This window comes from Kitasatospora sp. NPDC023385 (genome assembly GCF_055664045.1).
In genome coordinates, this window is record NZ_JBVOOL010000025.1 from 26,045 (window position 1) to 42,673 (window position 16,629).

The 16,629-nt window shown below is 75.0% G+C and carries 14 protein-coding genes; 4 read left to right on the top strand and 10 right to left on the bottom strand.

From position 1 onward, the window contains the following. Positions 1-168 precede the first annotated feature (168 nt). A complete protein-coding gene (locus tag AC0B61_RS29600) occupies positions 169-522 on the top strand; it encodes a DUF6401 family natural product biosynthesis protein (RefSeq protein ID WP_471744354.1) in 354 nt (117 codons plus the stop codon). 39 nt (positions 523-561) lie between these two features. Here AC0B61_RS29600 and AC0B61_RS29605 read toward each other — a convergent pair whose 3' ends face one another. After that, the gene (locus tag AC0B61_RS29605) at positions 562-1,380 is read right to left on the bottom strand and encodes a mechanosensitive ion channel family protein (RefSeq protein WP_471744356.1); all 819 of its coding nucleotides are present in this window, start codon (positions 1,378-1,380) and stop codon (positions 562-564) included. A gap of 228 nt (positions 1,381-1,608) precedes the next feature. On the opposite strand from AC0B61_RS29605, the gene AC0B61_RS29610 reads away from it, so the two are divergent. Further along, positions 1,609-2,400, top strand: a complete 792-nt coding sequence (locus AC0B61_RS29610) for an alpha/beta hydrolase (RefSeq protein ID WP_471744358.1) — start codon at positions 1,609-1,611, stop codon at positions 2,398-2,400. 54 nt (positions 2,401-2,454) lie between these two features. On the opposite strand, the gene AC0B61_RS29615 is transcribed toward AC0B61_RS29610, so the two are convergent. The 5 genes from AC0B61_RS29615 to AC0B61_RS29635 all read right to left on the bottom strand — a co-directional run bounded on the left by AC0B61_RS29615 (position 2,455) and on the right by AC0B61_RS29635 (position 9,708). Then, positions 2,455-5,031, bottom strand: coding sequence for an ABC transporter permease (locus AC0B61_RS29615; protein WP_471744359.1), 2,577 nt, complete (start codon positions 5,029-5,031; stop codon positions 2,455-2,457). 60 nt (positions 5,032-5,091) lie between these two features. Further along, entirely contained in the window at positions 5,092-5,877 is a 786-nt protein-coding gene (locus AC0B61_RS29620) for an ABC transporter ATP-binding protein (protein ID WP_471744361.1), read from the bottom strand. 195 nt (positions 5,878-6,072) lie between these two features. Continuing rightward, positions 6,073-6,810, bottom strand: a complete 738-nt coding sequence (locus AC0B61_RS29625; protein WP_471744363.1) for a response regulator — start codon at positions 6,808-6,810, stop codon at positions 6,073-6,075. After that, on the bottom strand, positions 6,807-8,567 hold the full coding sequence (locus AC0B61_RS29630) for a sensor histidine kinase (protein WP_471744365.1): 1,761 nt from the start codon (positions 8,565-8,567) through the stop codon (positions 6,807-6,809). The genes AC0B61_RS29625 and AC0B61_RS29630 overlap by 4 nt, the downstream gene beginning before the upstream one ends. 118 nt (positions 8,568-8,685) lie before the next feature. After that, on the bottom strand, positions 8,686-9,708 hold the full coding sequence (locus AC0B61_RS29635; RefSeq protein ID WP_471744367.1) for an ArsR/SmtB family transcription factor: 1,023 nt from the start codon (positions 9,706-9,708) through the stop codon (positions 8,686-8,688). Between the two features lie 296 nt (positions 9,709-10,004). Here AC0B61_RS29635 and AC0B61_RS29640 point away from each other — a divergent pair, with 296 nt between their 5' ends. Next, entirely contained in the window at positions 10,005-10,670 is a 666-nt protein-coding gene (locus tag AC0B61_RS29640) for a hypothetical protein (protein ID WP_471744369.1), read from the top strand. Here AC0B61_RS29640 and uppS read toward each other — a convergent pair. Both uppS and AC0B61_RS29650 read right to left on the bottom strand, forming a co-directional pair. Beyond that, positions 10,630-12,387: a polyprenyl diphosphate synthase gene (gene uppS, locus AC0B61_RS29645; protein WP_471744371.1), complete on the bottom strand. Its 1,758-nt coding sequence runs from the start codon at positions 12,385-12,387 to the stop codon at positions 10,630-10,632. The genes AC0B61_RS29640 and uppS overlap by 41 nt on opposite strands. 92 nt (positions 12,388-12,479) lie before the next feature. Further along, positions 12,480-13,070 carry an isochorismatase family protein gene (locus AC0B61_RS29650; RefSeq protein ID WP_471744373.1) on the bottom strand — a complete coding sequence of 197 codons (591 nt, stop codon included), beginning with the start codon at positions 13,068-13,070 and terminating at the stop codon, positions 12,480-12,482. 160 nt (positions 13,071-13,230) lie between these two features. Between AC0B61_RS29650 and AC0B61_RS29655 the strand changes: the two genes are divergently transcribed. Continuing rightward, entirely contained in the window at positions 13,231-14,268 is a 1,038-nt protein-coding gene (locus AC0B61_RS29655) for a GlxA family transcriptional regulator (RefSeq protein WP_471744375.1), read from the top strand. A 7-nt stretch (positions 14,269-14,275) separates the two neighbouring features. On the opposite strand, the gene AC0B61_RS29660 is transcribed toward AC0B61_RS29655, so the two are convergent. Then, positions 14,276-15,790 carry a sensor histidine kinase gene (locus tag AC0B61_RS29660; RefSeq protein ID WP_471744376.1) on the bottom strand — a complete coding sequence of 505 codons (1,515 nt, stop codon included), beginning with the start codon at positions 15,788-15,790 and terminating at the stop codon, positions 14,276-14,278. Continuing rightward, the gene (locus AC0B61_RS29665; protein ID WP_471744378.1) at positions 15,787-16,503 is read right to left on the bottom strand and encodes a response regulator transcription factor; all 717 of its coding nucleotides are present in this window, start codon (positions 16,501-16,503) and stop codon (positions 15,787-15,789) included. The genes AC0B61_RS29660 and AC0B61_RS29665 overlap by 4 nt, the downstream gene beginning before the upstream one ends. Positions 16,504-16,629 lie beyond the last annotated feature (126 nt).

Sequence of the window (16,629 nt, forward strand, 5' to 3'; positions counted from 1 at the left end):
CATTGTGGTGCAGACCACCCGATCGTGAGCGCACGGATCCGGCCGGATCACGGACCGTACCGGCCCGCCGCGGCGGGTGCCGGGGCCGGCGGCCGGGGTGGCCAAGGTCTCAGCACGGAACCGTCACGGCGGTCCGATCCCGCGCCCGGGCTCGCCTACCGTGGACGGATGTTCGCGACCTCCGACGATTCCTTCCGGCGCTCCCCCGACGAGCCGGCCGGCTGCCCGCTGCCCGGCATCGTGGCGGCGTTCACGCCCCGGCTGGCCGAGTTCGCCTTCGAGCCCGGCTTCGTCGCGGCGGTCGACCAGCACGCGGCGATGCTGCGCGAGCTGCTGTACGCGCAGGGGCCGGAGCTCGCGCCCCGGCCCCTGGACCGTGAGGAACTGTCGGACTACGCGCTGGGCTTCCTCGACGCGCTCGCCGAGATCGGCTGGCGGGAACCGGTCGGCTACGACTACGCCGTGCTCCGGCTGACCGCCATCTGCTGGCTGGTGCGCGAGCAGGACCTGCTGGCGGTCTGAGCCCCGCAGCGCCGACGCCCGCGCACCGCCGGCACCCGGCTACAGCGGCCGGTCGCCCGGGCCGCCGGGGTCGATGCCCGGAGCCGGCGGGGTGGCCGGGCCGGTCTGGGTGGTCGGGCGGATCGGCTGATTGGCGAGGGCGTCGGAGCGGCCGGCCTGGTACGAGCTGCCGCGCAGTCGGGCGGTCTCCTGCTCGGCGCTGTCCAGCCACCGCTCCCAGCGCTGGCGCATCGGCATGATCAGGCCGCCGCCGACGCCGACCACCAGCACCCCGGTGATCGTGGCCAGTGCGGCGATCAGCACCGGTCCGGTGATCGCGGTGGCGATCCCGACCTGGCCCAGCGCGGCGATCACGCCGAGCGCGACGATGAAGCCCCACGCCATGGTGGAGACGGTGCGGCCGTACGAGGCGCCGGAGAGGGAGTTCGCGACGATGTCGCGCACGCCGTTGGCGATGGCCATCGCGACCACCACGATCACGACGGCGACGATGGCCCTGGGCAGCCAGGCGACGATGCTGTGGATCATCACGCTGATCGGGTTCGGGCCGAAGACGCCGAACGCCAGCTGCAGCGCCATCAGCAGGACCACGTAGTAGACGACCTTGCAGACGATGCCGGTCATGTCGTACTTCGAGCCGCGCAGGCGCGCGGCCATGCCGGACCGCTCCGCGACCCGTTCCGAGCCGAGCCGGCGCAGCACCCGGTCGAGGATCTTGGCGATCGCCTTCGCCACGAACCAGCCGATGACCAGGATCGCCAGGAAGGCGATGAACTGCGGAATGACCTTCGCGATCTTGGACCAGGCCTGGGTGAAACCCGACCCGAAATCGACGGACAGTGCGAGCTGCTGAGCCACGGAGTCCTCCACTCGGTGACACGGCGCCACGAGCGGGCGCAAGCGGCCCCCCACCCTTCGTGGATAGCAGCCCCCCGTCCGGGCCGCGCGCGCCCGGTCTCCGGGCTGGTCCCCTCGGGTGAACCGCCCTGGCCCGCGGCGTTACAGTGGCGGTCCCGAGGACGGACGGACGTACGGACGGCGGGGCAGGGCGGACGGCGGGGGCAGGCGGAACGGGACGGTGCGGCAGTGAGCGGTACGGCGGCGGACAGAGCGGCGGCGGACAGTGCGGTGGGGCACCGGGCGCTGCACTGGCGGACCCGCCCGGACCAGGCACGGGCCGCCGTCCTGGTGCTGCACGGCGGCGAGGAGCACAACCTCGGCCGGCCCGGCCGCCTCAACCTTCCCCTGCTCCGCATGCACGGCTTCCTGCGGGCCCTCACCAGGGCCACCGCCGACGCCGGTGTCGCCGTCGGCACCGTCCGCTACCGCCACCGCGGCTGGAACGGCCCCCGCGCCGACGCCGCGCAGGACGCGGTCACCGCGCTGGACGAACTCGCCTCGCTGCTCGGGCCGGTGCCGACCGTCCTGATCGGCCACTCGATGGGCGGACGCGCCGCCCTGCGGGCCGGCGGGCACCCGTCCGTGACCGGGCTGGTCGCCCTCGCCCCCTGGTGCCCGGCCGAGGACCCGTGCGAACACCTCTCCGGCCGGGACGTCCTGCTGCTGCACGGCGACCGCGACACCGTCACCGCCCCCGCCGACACCCGGGCCTTCGCCGCCCGCAGCCGCGCCGCCGGCGCCCGCGTCTGCGGCTACACCGTCACCGGCAGCGGCCACGCCATGCTCCAGCGCGTCCCCGACTGGCACCGCGCCACCGCCCGGCTCACCACCGCCCTGCTCGGCCTCCACCCGTTCCCCGTCGAGACCGCCTCCGCCCTCGCCCTCCCCCCGGCCTCCGCCGAGGCCCTCGCCCTTCCGCTCCCCCGCCAACCCCGCCGCGCCGCCGGCCTCGCGACCGGCCTCGCGACCGGCCGCTGAACCGCGAGAGGGCGGACCCCGCCGCCGGCGGCGGCGGGGTCCGCCGCCTGCGGGCTACTGCGTGCTGATCGCCCGCAGGGTGTTCAGGCGGGCCGCCCGCCGGGCCGGCCACAGTGCGGCCAGCACGCCGATCGCGGGGCCGAGCAGCAGGAACAGGCCCAGCCGCGGCCAGGGCAGCACGACCTCCCAGTGCGGGAGCGAGGACCTGCTGAGGCTGCCGCACGTCCAGGCCAGGAAGATCCCCGTGCCGATGCCCAGGACCGCGCCGAACAGCGAGATCACCACCGATTCCAGGCGCACCATCCGCTTGACGCCCTTGCTGTCGAGGCCGATCGCGCGCAGCAGTCCGATCTCCCGGGTCCGCTCGAAGACCGACATGGCCAGGGTGTTGATGACGCCGAAGACGCCGATCACGACGGTCATGCCGAGCAGGCCGTACAACATGGTGAGCATGGTGTCGATCTGGCCGGACTGCGCCTTCGTCAACTGCTGCCGGTTCTGCACCTGGAGGAGCGGGCTGTTGCCGAGGGCGGCGCGGATGTCCTGGTCGAGGCCGCTCGTGTTCCGGTCGGCGGCGGCCTTGACCAGGATGCTGTCGAACTGCCCGCCGTCCGCCTGCGGCAGGACGTCGTCCATGGTGGCCAGCGCGCTGCCGACGGCACGGGTCTGCTGGTAGACGCCGACGACGGTCAGTTCCCTGGTGTCGTGGCCGAGGCCCACCGTGCCCTGGAAGGTGTCGCCCTTCGACAGGCCGACGTCCGCGGCCAGCTTGTCGGAGACCGCGATCCGGCCGGGGCCGATGTCGGCGAGCGAGCCGCTGCTGAACCTCAGGTCGGTGACCGCGGCGAGCCGCTGCGGGTCGGCGCCGGTGAGCGCGGCGTACTTGCCGCGCGCACGCAGGGGCGCGGAGGCGACGGGCGCCGCCGCCGCGACGCCCGGGACGTCGGCGACCTTCGCGCCGAGCACGGGGTCGATGCCGAGGCCGGCGGCGGCGTTGGACACCTTGTAGTCCGCGGTCAGGCCGCCCACTGCCGCCTCCTGGAGGGCGGCCTCCGTCGAACTGCCGGTCACGCTCAGGCCGGTGATCAGGGTGAGCCCGATCATCAGGGCGGAGGCGGTGGCGGCGGTGCGGCGCGGGTTGCGCAGCGCGTTCTCCTTGGCGAGCTTGCCGCTGACGCCGAAGAGCCGGGTGGTGGCCGCCCCCGCGAGCCGGACCAGCGGCCGGGACAGCAGCGGAGCGATCACGATCATGCCGGTCAGGGTGAGCACCGAGCCGAGCGCGGCGGTCTGGAGGTTGCTGTCGGACCCGTTCCTCTGCGTGGAGAGGTAGAGCAGGGCGAGGACACCGACGCCGGTGAGCAGCCCGCCGACGCTGTGGCGGAGCGCCAGGCCGCGCGGGGGCGGCGGCTGGTCGACGGTGGTCAGCGCCTCCACCGGCGCGACCCTCGCGGCCTTGCGGGACGGCAGCCAGGCGGCGAGCACGGTGACGCCGACGCCGACCAGGACGGACCGGGCGAGCGCGTCCGCGGAGATGACCAACGGCCCCGCCGGCAGGCCCGCGCCGCTCGCGTCGAGGACCGGCCGCACGGCGGCCGCGATGCCGATCCCGAGCGCGATCCCGGCCGCGGAGGCGCCGAGCCCGAGCAGCGCGGCCTCGGCGAGGACCGCGCGGACGACCTGCCGGCGCGAGGCCCCCACGGCGCGCAGCAGCGCGGTCTCACGGCTTCGCTGGGCGATCAGCATGGTGAAGGTGTTGGCGATGACGAAGACGCCGACGAACAGCGCGATCCCGGCGAAGCCCAGCAGCATCCGGGTGAGTTCCTTGGTATTGTCGGCGATCCGCGCCGCCTGCTCGTTCGCGAGCTGGGCTCCGCTGGTGACGGTGATGCCGTCGGCGGGCAGCAGCGCGCGGATCCGGTCGGCGAGCGCCTGGTCGTCGGTGCCGGGTGCGGAGCCGACGGCCAACTCGTCGAACCGGCCCGCCTGCAGGAAGAGCCGCTGCGCGGTGCCGGTGTCGAAGAGGGCGAGGCTGCCGCCCGCCGTCACCCGCGGGTCGTCGGTGTCGACGATGCCGACCAGCTTCTTGGTGAGGGTGGGGCCCGTGGTGGCGAAGCGGACGGCGTCACCGACGGCGTAGCCGGCCTTCTCGGCGGTCCGGCGGTCCAGTGCGATCTCGCCGTCGGCGACGGGGCCGCGGCCGGCGCTGACGGGGAAGCGGCTGTCCCGGTCCGTGCCCGGCGTGTCCGGCGAGTAGTTCGTCGCCAGGTTCTGCCAGCTGGTGTCGGCGTTCAGCGGTCGGCCGTCCTTGGCGGCCAGGGTGGCGCTGCCGTTGACGGTGGCGTGGACGGACGTGACGCCGGGCACGGCACGGACCTGGTCGGCGAGCTCACCGGTGAGCGCCGTGGACCGGGTGGCGTCCTCCTCGTCGCGGGAGTTGCGCCGGGACTCGGCCTGGACGGCGACGGCGACGTCCTTGAGGTTCCTCGCGGAGGCGCCGCGAAGGGCCTGGGTGACGGTGTCGCCGAAGACGAGCGTGCCGGTCACGAAGGCGACGCCGAGCATGATCGCGAGGGCGGTCATGGCCAGTCGGGCTTTGTGCGCGAGGACGTTGCGCAGGGCGGTACGCAGCATGGTGGTGCTTCCAACTCCTGGGTGGGTGGTGGGGGTTCGGGCGGGCAGCGGACGGTCGGGTCAGCTGGTGCGGGCCCTGGTGTCGAACTGCCGCATCCGGTCCAGGACCCCCTCGGGGGTCGGTGCGTCCAGCTCGTCGGTGAGCCGGCCGTCGGCGAGGAAGACCACCCGGTCCGCGTAGCCGGCGGCCGTCGGGTCGTGGGTGACCATCACGACGGTCTGGCCCAACTCCCGGACCGAGTACCGCAGGAAGCCCAGGATCTCGGCGCCGGCGCCGGAGTCCAGGTTGCCGGTCGGCTCGTCCGCGAAGACGATCTCCGGCCGGGACGCGAGGGCGCGGGCCACCGCGACCCGCTGCTGCTGGCCGCCGGACAGCTGGGCGGGGCGGTGGTCCAGTCGGCCGGCGAGGCCGACGGTCGACACCACCGTGTCCAGCCACCGCCGGTCGGGCTTTCGGCCCGCGATGTCCATCGGCAGCGTGATGTTCTCCAGCGCCGTCAGGGTGGGGAGCAGGTTGAACGCCTGGAAGACGAACCCGACGCCGTCCCGGCGCAGTCGGGTCAGCTGGCGGTCGTTCAGACCGGACAGTTCGGTGTCGCCGATCCGCGCGGAGCCCGCGGACACCGAGTCGAGCCCCGCCATGCAGTGCATCAGAGTCGACTTGCCGGAGCCCGACGGACCCATGATCGCGGTGAACCGGCCGCGCCCGAACTCCAGCGAGACCGAGTCCAGGGCGACGACCCTGGTCTCGCCCTGGCCGTAGACCTTGCACAGCCCGGTGGCCGTGGCGGCGGCGGGGCCGGTGGCGGAAGGCGCGGGCACGGGGGCGGCTGCCTGCAGTGACATGTCAGCTCCGAAGTGGCGTGGATGAGGTGAGAGGTGTGGTGACTGCCTCTCATCCTCGGCGCGCCGCACCGCCGAACCGTCGGCCTCAGGGCGTGGATGAGCCGTCTGTCGAAGGTCGGGCCCGGCGGCGCGCCTCGTCCTCGGGGCGGACGACCGGCTCTGTCCTTCGGCAGAGCCGGGGCGCCGGGCCACGGCTCAGGACAGCAGCCCCGTCCGGTACGCGAGGACCGCCGCCTGGACCCGGCTGTCCGTACCCGTCTTCACCAGGACGGCGCTGACATGAGTCTTCACCGTGCCCACGCCGATGCCCAGCCGGCGGCCGATCTCCGCGTTGGCGAGGCCCCGGCCCAGCAGTGCGAGGACGTCGCGCTCCCGGCCGGTGAGCGCTGCCAGCCGCGGGTCGGGGACGGTGCCGGAGGGCTGAGCCGGGGGAACGGGGTTGCCGTGGCTGTTGCCGTTGCCGTTGCCGTCGCCGTCGCCGTCGCCGTCGAGCATGCGCTCGATGACGGTGCGGGTGACCTTGGGCGAGAGGACCGCGTCGCCCGCGGCGGCGGCCCGTACCGCGCTGATCAGCTCCTGCGGGCCCTCGTCCTTGAGGAGGAAGCCGGTGGCGCCGGACCGCAGCGCGCGCGTCACGTTCCGCTCGTCGCCGAACGTGGTCAGCATGACGACCTGCGGCCGGGGGCTGAGGGCGAGCAGCCGCTCGATCGTGGCGAGCCCGTCGAGCACGGGCATCCGGATGTCGATCAGGGCCACGTCGGGACGGGTCTCACCGGCCACCCGCACGGCCTCCTCGCCGTTCGGCGCCTCGCCGACCACCTCGATGCCTTCGGCATGGCGCAGGATCAGCCGGACGCCGTGCCGGATCAGCTCCTCGTCGTCGGCGAGCAGGACCCGGATCGGGCGGAGGTCGGAAGCGGCGAACGCGGTCATCGGGACTCCCAAGGCGGTGTGCGCGACACCACCGGTACGGTGAAGCGGTCGATCGTGGCCAACGTATCGTCACGGAAGCAGAAGCGGGTGATCCTGAGGTGGTTGGCGTCCTCCTCCGCGCCCGCGGCCGGCGCCGTGGAGTCCTCGAACAGGAACGTCGAGTACAGGCAGTCCGTCACCGAGTCCGAGTGGGGCGGCTCCCGACCGGTCGCCGCCGCCCGAACCGCCGTGCTGTCCCCGTACACGGCCTCCTCCACCCTCGCGCGGGACATCCCGATCCGGGGTGGCTCGTGCGGGCGGGGGCTGGGGTCAGGGAACGCCTGGCCGACCAGCGCGAGCGCGCACACCATCATCACGCCCACGCCCAACAGGCCGAGAAGCCCGCTCAGGGCCATCACGACCCGGCGTTGGACCCCGGCGGGCGAGCGGTCGGACGGCGGCTCGGACCGCGACTCGGACCGCGACTCGGACCGCAGCTCGGACGACGACTCGGACGGCGGCTCGGACGGCGATTCACGCGGCGGGGCGTCCGCGGCGGACAGGCTCGCCCCCGGGTCCGGCCGTGCCGGGATCCGCGCCGTCACCGCGAAGCCGCCGGCCGGCGTCGGGCCCGCCTCCAGGGTGCCGCCGAGCAGCGCCACCCGTTCCCGCAGTCCGACGAGGCCGCGCCCCGACCCCAGGCCGGTCGCCGCCTCCGGGGCCACGGGCGGGAGCCCGTTGCGCACGAGCACGTCCACCCGGTCGTCGGTGTGCGTGACCGCCACGGTGACCCGGGCTCCGGCGGCGTACCGGTGCACGTTGGTCAGCGACTCGCGCACCACCCGGTGCACCGCACGCCGCACCTGGGCCGCGCGGTCGTCCAGGTCGGGCCCGTCCCAGGACAGGTCGACCGGTATCCCGCCGCTGCGCGACTCCGCGGCCAGCGCCTCGACATCGGCGCGGGTACCCGTCGTGTCGGTCAGCGCGTCGGTCCCGGTGTCCCGCCCCAACGGGCCCAGCACGCCCAGCACTTCGCGCAGCTCCCGCATGGCTTCCGCGGCCGCGCGGCGCACCAGGGCCGCCTCGTCACGCAGTTCCGGCGACTCCTTCCGCAGTGCCATCTCCAGGCCGCCCGTGTGCAGCGACACCAGGCTGAGCCGGTGACCGACCAGGTCGTGCATCTCGGCGGCGATCCGGGACCGCTCACGGATCCGGGACTCGCTCTCCGCGAGCCGGCGGGCCGCCTCCGCGGCGGCGGCCCGCTCCCGGAGCGCCCACAGCAGCCGCTCCTCCTGGCCGCCCGAGGCACCGAGCAGCCCCGGCACCATCAGCGTGGTGGCGGCGAGCACGGCACCCAGCGCGCCCCCGAACGAGTGGCCGCCGAGCCCGATGACCGGGGCGAGGGCGGCGCAGGCCGACGTCGCCAGGGCGGTCGGGGCGAGCAGCACGACGCTCCGGCGCCGGCGCCGGCGGACCACCAGGTACTTGGCCGTGGTGTACGCGGTCACGGCGGCCGGCAGCCCGGCGGCGGGCAGCAGACCCACGACCGCGGAGATGCCCAGCAGGCTCGCCGTCGGGAACCGGCGGCGGACGGCGAGCAGGACGAGGGCGACGGCACCGAGGAGGAGCTGGAGCCTGCCGGACGGGCCCCGGCCGCCCAGGATCGCGTGGGTGAGGAGCATCAGCCAGGCGCCGCCCGTCACTTCCGCGAGCGCGCGCCACAGTCCCCGGGTCTGCTCGCCGGGGGCCGTGAACGGATTTCGGAAGGTGGGGGGCATCCGCCCATTGTCGGGGGCGGAGGTGCGGGTCCGCCTACGACCTGGGGATGAGTCCTGCTCTGTCGAAAGCCGGAGGCGAGGACACGGCGGGCCCGGGGGTGACCGGGCCCGGCGCGTCCTACGGGGTCGGGCCTGGCACCGGCTCCGGGGCCGGGCGCGGCGCGGCCTGCGGCGCCGGGACTCGGCCGGCGAGGAGCGCCTGGCCGAGCGCGGTGGGGCGGTGGGTGACGCTCCGGCCGGTGCGGTCCTTGGCGGTGAGGCCGGCGTCGGCGAGGACGGTGGCGTGCTCGCTCGCCGAGGCGGTGGAGATGCCCAGGCGGGCGGCCAACTCCGTCGTGGAGCACGGACCGTGGACGGCGACGGCCTCCAGGGCGGCCGCCCGGGTCTGGCCGAGCAGGGCGGTCAGGGTGCGACCCGGGGTCGGTTCGGGCTCGGCGCGCAAGGGTCCACCGATCCGGGCCGGGTAGAGGAGGACGGGCTGCTGCGCCGGGTCCTCGAAGCGGGCGATGACGGGGCGGCGGGGGCCGAACACGCAGGGCTGGAGCACCGGCCCGCGGCCGTCCAGCCGCAGGTCGTGCCGACAGCCGTTGGCCAACGGGAAGCTGAGCACCGGGCGGCGCCAGGACACCGCCGGGTGCAGCGAGCGGAGCACCCGGTCCGGCTCGGTGATCCGGCGGTGGCGGCCGTGCTCGACGGTGACGATGGTCTCGATCTGCCGCCGGTAGGGGTCGATCGCCCGGGCCTGGTACTCGGCGGTGACGTTGCCGAGCAGCTTCCGGGCCCGGCGGTCCCCCGCCGCCACGCCGCGCGCGAAGGCGCTCAACGGCCGCTCCCCGCCGACCGATCGCAGGTGGTCGCGCAGCGGCTCCTCGGGCGCCTCGGCGGTGGCGCACTCGGTGGCGCCCGGCTCGCGCCGCACGGTGAGGAACTCCGGGATCGCCGAGGCGGTGTAGAGGTCGAAGAGCAGCGCGGTGTGCGGGTTCCAGGAGGCGCGCAGGTGGTCCCGCCACGCCTGGAAGCGCGGGTCGCGCTGCCCGTTCACCAAGGTGTGCACGCTGAGAGACAGCTCCATCGACATGTCCGGATGCTCCGCCACCCGGATCCGCTCCAGGTCGTCCGTACCGAAGAGAATTCGCAGCACGATCGCGATCGTCACCCGAAACCGGCACCGCCGCAAGACTGTTCGGCCAGAGCCGAATCCCTTGCGGACCGCCCGGCGCCGGGGCAGGCCCGCGCTCCCGGACCGGGCACCCGGACCAAGCACCCGGCGGGGAGCCGACCCGGGGCTCCGCTCCGCGCGCGAACCACCCGGGACCGCTCCCCGCTCCCCCCGTGCGGGTGGTTTGGCCGTCCGCCCCGCCGAGGGGATTCGTCGGTGGACGGATGATCCGTCCTGGGGCCGTGTCGGGCGGCTCCGGGAAGGACGGGTACCGAACGATGAGCACGACGCGACGTACGGTGCTGGGCGCGGCACTGGCCGCCCCGCTGCTGGGGCAGTTCACCGCCACGGCGGCCGGCGCCGATGACGCCGGCACCGGCCGGGCCGGGCGGCTGGGCACGCTCTCCGAGGCCTGGGTGGAGGTGCGCTGGACGCCGGAGGCGCAGGCCCAACTGGACCGGGTCCAGGCGGTGGTGGAGGCCGTCGCCCCCGCCCGGCTGGTGCAGGACGAGCGGGGCGCGGCGGTACGGCTCCCGGTGCGCTCGGCCGAGGGCGACCCCTCCCTGGCCGACCTGCCGAAGGCGCACGGCGACGGGGCGCTGGACGGCGGGGTCACCCTTCGCACCTCCGAAGGCACCTTCCGGGTGGTCAACCTGGCGGGCGCGCTCCAGGACGGCCTGGCCTCCGGCCGGTGCGAGGTCGGCGGGGCCGACATGGGGCACCGCTCGGCGTTCCGCTGCGGGCTGGCGGAAGGGACGTTGACGGCGGACCGGGTGCCGTCGGGGCAGCCGATGCGGGTCCGGCTCGGCGAGGTGCCGCTGCGCCCCACCCAGGAGGTGCTGGACGCGCTGACCGCGACCTTCGGCGCTCACCCGGTCACCGTGGACACGGTGCTGGCGTACGTCACGGCGGAGGGGGTGTACACCCCTCCTGGGCGGCAGTAGCGGGCGTGGCCTGGGCAGGTAGGGCCTGGGCGGGCGGGGTCTGGGCGGGCGGGGTCTGGGCCGGAAGGGTGCCGCCGAAGCGGCGTTCGCGGGCCGCGTAGGCCCGGACGGCCTGCCGCAACCGGGCGAGGTCGTAGTCCGGCCAGGGCGTCGGGTCGAAGAGCAGTTCGGCGTAGGCGAGGTGCCAGGGCAGGAAGTTGCTGATCCGCTGCTCACCGGAGGTGCGGATCAGCAGGTCGACGTCCGGCAGCTCCGGGGCGTACAGGTGCCGGGCGAGGTCGTCCGGGCCGATCGCCTCCGGGCGGATCGCGCCGGCCACCGCTTCGGCGGCCAACGCCCGGACGGCGGCGATCAGTTCCTCCCGTCCGCCGTAGTCCGCGCAGACCGTGAGGGTCAGGGCCTCGTTGTTGGACGTCAGGTTCTCCACCAGCGCGATCGCGGAGGCGAGCGACTCCTCGATCCGGTCGCGCCGGCCGCACCAGCGGATCCGGACGCCGAGCGCGTGCAGGCTCTCCGTGCTCCGGGCGATGCCGTCGGCCAGGGAGTCGAACAGCGCGGTCAGCTCCTCCGGTGGGCGCTCCCAGTTCTCGGTGGAGAACGCGTAGATGCTCAGGTGCCGGATGCCCAGCCGCAGGGCCGCGTTGACCAGGCGCAGCGCGGCCCGCTGACCGGCGCGGTGGCCCTGGTGGGCGGGCAGGTGCCGGGCCTCGGCCCAGCGGCGGTTGCCGTCCATGATCACGGCGACGTGGGCGGGGAGGCGGTCGGGGGTTCGGTCGGGGGTTCGGTCGGGCGCAGGCGGATCGGTGTGGACGGTCCCCGGCTGGGGACGGCGGTGGAGTGTGGCGCCGTCGGAGCACAGCGGTGCGAGGCCGTCGGTCAGGACGCGCGAGCGCAGCAGGGCGGCCTCGTCGTACTGCAGTTGCGCGCCCAGCAGCATGGTGTGCAGGAAGGGGCTGCACCCGGGTGCGGCGAGCCAGGTGGCCGGGGTGGCCTGGTCCAACAACCGCTGGAAGTAAGCCTGTTGGATGTCGATCAGCTCGTCGAGAGCGGCCCGGCGGTCGTCGCGGCCGAAGTCGGCGACGGTCAGGCCGAGGCGCCGCAGGTCTTCGCCCGGCAGGTAGCAGCGGCCGGCGGCGAGGTCACGGGGCAGGTCCTCCAGGATGTCGGCCAACTGGCAGGCCTCCCCGAGTGCGGACATCGCGGCTGCCGCCTCCGGGCCGTGCGCGCCCAGCAGCGGGCCCCACAGTTGGGCGATCGTCCCCGCGACGCCCCGCAGGTGGCGGTGCCGGTCCGCGTGGGTCCTGAACGCGGGCGGGCTGGCGCCGTCGGCCCGGGTGGCGTCCAGGAACTCCTCGACCAACGCCGGGTCGAGCCCCCGGCGCCGCACCGTGTCCACGAACGCCCGGCGCAGCGGGTGTTCGCTGCGCCCGGCCGCCAGCTCCGCCAGGGTGTCGGCCTGCCAGCGGGCGAACCGGCGCTCACGCTCGGCGGGTTCGCCGTCGTCGGCGATCCGGTCGGAGCGGGAGGCGAAGCCGTTGACGGCGTGGAGGTACGGCCTGACCTCGCTCGGCAGCACCTCGCAGACCGCCCACAGCGAGGGCAGGCAGCCGGACACCTCGGCCTCGCAGACCCGGTAGGACTCCCGCAACTCCGGCGAACCGCCCACCACCGCGTCGGTCCCCGCCGCGCCGTTCCCGGCCGCCCCGCTACCTGCCATGCCCGTACCCCACCCTCCGGACGATTCCGTGCGCCACCTCGTCAACGAGGCACGGGCCGATGAGTGGCGCCCCCGGCTTCGTCCGACGCGGGTCAGTCCAGGTCCGCCGGGGACTCCACCACCACGCCGTACAGGTCCCCGATCGTCGCCAGTGCGCCGCGGTGCACCTGGGCGGCGGTCAGTTCGGTGCCCGCCGACTGCAGCGGCCGGGTGGCGCAGGCGGCGGCGACCACGGTCGGGCGGTTGCCGCGCAGGAAGGCGCCGGCCGTGGTGAAGGCGACGCACATGTGGGTCATGAACCCGGCGATGACGACGTCCCGGTGGCCGGCCGCCTCGACCAGCCCGCCCAGGTCGGTGCCGACGAACGCGTCCGGGGCCTGCTTGACCACCACCCGCTCGCCCTCGGCCGGGGCCACGCTCGGGTGGATCCGCCCGATCTCGGCCCGGATGTCGTACGGGGTGCCCTCGCCGCCGTCGTTGACCACGTGGATGACGGTGGCGCCGGCCGCCCGGGCCCGGGCGAGCAGGTCGGCGGCGGCGTCGAGCGCCTCCTGCCAGCCCGTCAGCTCCATCACGCCGCGTACGTAGGTGTTCTGGTAGTCGATCAGGATCAGCGTCGAGTCGCCGAGCGATGCGGGCTTCTCGTCGAGTCCGTTGAGGGTGCGCAGGGTCGTCGTGGGCACAGCGGTGCCGCCTTTCCCGTGTGGGGTGGGGTTTTCGCAGGTCACGCCTGATGCGCCCTGCCTCGAAAACGCTACGGGCGCCCCTCGCGTGTCGGCAATGTCGTCTAACCTGCAGATTCCGACATCGAAAGATCGAAGGATCGAAGGGGGGACGGTACTGATGGAAACCGGACCGGGGCAGCGGCTGATCGTCATCGTCCTGTTCGAGGGGGTCGACCTGCTCGACGTGACCGGGCCGCCGGAGGTGTTCTCGCTGGTCCGGCGGGAGACCGACGACGCCGTCGGCTACCGGGTCGTCCTCGCCGCCGAGACCCTGGCGCCGGTCACCACCGCGGCGGGCGTGCGCATCCTGCCCGACCTCACCTTCGACGAGGCGGCCCGGGGCGGGATCGACACCCTGCTGGTGCCCGGTTCGGTCGAGGTGGACGACCGCCGCCGGGTCCGCGCGCTCACCGACCCGGCCGTGGTCGACCGGGTCCGCACCCTGGCCGCCCATTCCCGCCGGGTGGCGAGCGTCTGCGTCGGCGCCCACCTGCTCGCCGCCGCCGGGCTGCTGGACGGCCGACGTGCCACCACGCACTGGTCCACGGCCGGGCAACTCGCCGCCGACCACCCGGAGATCGAGGTGGACGCCGATCCGATCTTCATCCGCGAGGGCGAGGTCTGGACCGGCGCGGGCATCAGCGCCTGCCTGGACCTCTCGCTCGCCCTGGTCGCCGAGGACTTCGGCGAGGAGCTGGCCCTGCGGGTCGCCCGCCAGCTGGTGATGTACCTCAAACGCCCCAGCGGCCAGAGCCAGTTCAGCGTCCCGCTGGAGCCGGTCTCGACCACCCGGCGGATCGAGGAGCTGCGCCACCACATCCGGCGCAACCTCTCCGGCCGGCTCACCGTCCCGGACCTCGCCGCCCACGCCCACGTCAGCGAACGGCAGTTGACCCGCATCTTCCAGACCGAGCTGGGCACCACCCCGAGCGCCTACATCGAGTCGGCCCGGGTCGAACTCGCGCGCCACCAGCTGGAATCCGGTGACGCGACCCTCGAACGCATCGCGGCAGCCTGCGGTTTCGGCACCACCGACACGCTCGTCCGCGCCTTCCGCCGCCGGCTCGACACGACGCCGACCGACTACCGGCAGCGCTTCCGAACGACCGCCGGAGCCTCGGCGGCCTCCTCGTCGGCCGTATCGGCAGTGCCGTAAGCGGCCGTCACGGCAGCTGTCGCGGCAGCCGGACGGTGAACACGGTGCGGCCGGGCCCGCTGGCCGCGTCCACCGTGCCGCCGTGCGCCTGGACGACGGCCCGGACGATCGCCAGCCCCAGCCCGGTCGACCCGGTGGCGCGCGAGCGGGCCCGGTCGCCGCGGACGAAGCGCTCGAAGACCCGGTCGAGCAGCTCAGACTCGATCCCCGGGCCGTGGTCCGCCACGCTCAACTCCACCTGTCCGCCCACCCGTTCGAGCTGAAGCCGGACCTCGGTGCCGGGCGGGGTGTGGGTCCGGGCGTTGGCCAGCAGGTTGGCCACCACCTGGCTCAGCCGGTGCTCGTCCCCGCGGACCAGGACCGGGTCCTCGGGGAGGGCGAGGCGCCAGCGGTGGTCCGGGCCGGCGGCGCGGGCGTCGGCGACGGCGTTGAGGGCGATCCGGGTCAGGTCCACCTCCTCCTCCGCCAGCGGTCGGCCGGCGTCCAACCGGGCGAGCAGCAGCAGGTCCTCGACGATCGCCCCCATCCGCACCGCCTCCGCGTCGATCCGCTCCAGCGAGTGCCGCACGGGCGCCGGGACGGCCCCGGGGTGGCGCAGCGCCAGTTCGGCGTGGCCGCGGACCGCCGCGACCGGGGTGCGCAGTTCGTGGCTGGCGTCGGCGGCGAAGGCGCGCAGCCGCTCCTCGACCGCGTGGCGGCGAGCCAGGGCGTCCCCGACGTGGCCGAGCATCCGGTTGAGCGCCGCGCCGACCCGGCCGACCTCGGTGCGCGGATCGTCGTCCGGCACGCGTTCGGCCAGCAGGACCTCGCCGCGGGCGAGCGGCATCGCGCTGACCCGTTCGGCCATGCCCACCACCCGCCGCAACGGGCGCAGCGACCAGCGGACCCAGAGCGCCCCGGCGGTGCCGGCCGCCACGACGGCGATCGCGAAGACCATCAGTTCCAGGGTCTCCAGCCGCCGGACGGTGTCCTCGGCCGGGCGCAGCGGTAGGCCGCTGACCAGCACGTCGCCGTCCCGCCCGGCGACCGCCCGGACCCGGTAGTGGCCCTGGGCCCCGTCAAGGTCGAGGGCCCCGGCCGAGCCGCCGACCGGGAGGGCCGCGAGCACGCGCTGCTGGGCCGGCGTGAAGGTGATCCGGTCGTCCTCGTCGTCGGGGCCGTCCGTGTCGTCGGCGTCGCCGTCGACCACGCCCGCCGCCGTGACCCGGCCGCCGAGCAGCCGTACGCCGAGGGTGCCCGGGGTCTGTGCCCGGGTGTCGGGGCCGGCGCCCTGGCCGGTGTGCTCCAGGCTCGCGGCGTAGCGGCCGCCGGCTTCGGCGAGCTGCTGGTCGAGGCGGTCGACCAGGAAGTGGCGCAGCGCGGCGGTGGTGGCGAAGCCGACGGCGGCGCAGGTGACGACGAGCAGCACCAGCAGGCCGGCGATCAGGCGGGCGCGCAGGGTGCGCGGGGCCAGCCGGGCGGCACGGGCCCGCAGCGTGCGGGGCACCGGGCGGCGGCGGGGCGTCCTGGCGCGGGGGCTCACGGCGCGGCCTTGATGAGGTACCCCGCGCCGCGCACCGTGTGGATCATCGGGCTGCGGCCCGCGTCCACCTTCTTGCGCAGGTAGCTGATGTACAGCTCGACGATGTGCGCCTGCCCGCCGAAGTCGTACGACCAGACCGCGTCCAGGATCTGCGCCTTGCTGAGCACCTGGCGGGGGTGGCGCATCAGGTGCGCGAGCAGCGCGTACTCGGTCGGGCTGAGCTCGATGGTCCCACCGCCGCGGGTCACCTCGCGGGCGCGGTCGTCCAGGACGAGGTCGCCGAGCACCAGCGCGTGCGGGGGCGGCTGCCGCGGCGCGACGGGCGGGGCGGCCCGGCGCAGCAGCCCGCGCAGCCGGACGACCACCTCGGCCAGGCTGAACGGCTTGGTCACGTAGTCGTCGCCGCCCGCCGCGATGCCCGCGATCCGCTCCTCGACGGCGTCCCGGGCGGTGAGGAAGAGCACCCGCACCTCGGGCTGTCCGGCGTGGACGCGGCGCAGCACCTCCAGGCCGTCGAGGTCGGGCAGCATCACGTCGAGCACCACGGCGTGCGGCCGCCAGGCCGCGGCGGCTTCGACGGCGGCCAGGCCGGTGGTCGCGCCGCGCGCCTGCCAGCCCTCGTAGCGGACTGCGCCGCAGACCACCTCGACCAGGTCCGGCTCGTCGTCGACGACCAGGACGCGCCACTCCGGGCGGTCGGCGGCGGCGTCCATGGTGCTCCCTCGGGTCCGTGCTGCGCGGCGTTCATTCTGCACCGCCGCGATGAGAAACCCCTGAGACCCCGGCGGTCCGTTCACGGGCCGCCGCAGCCGCCCTGACCTGGGCGGATGTGCTCGCTG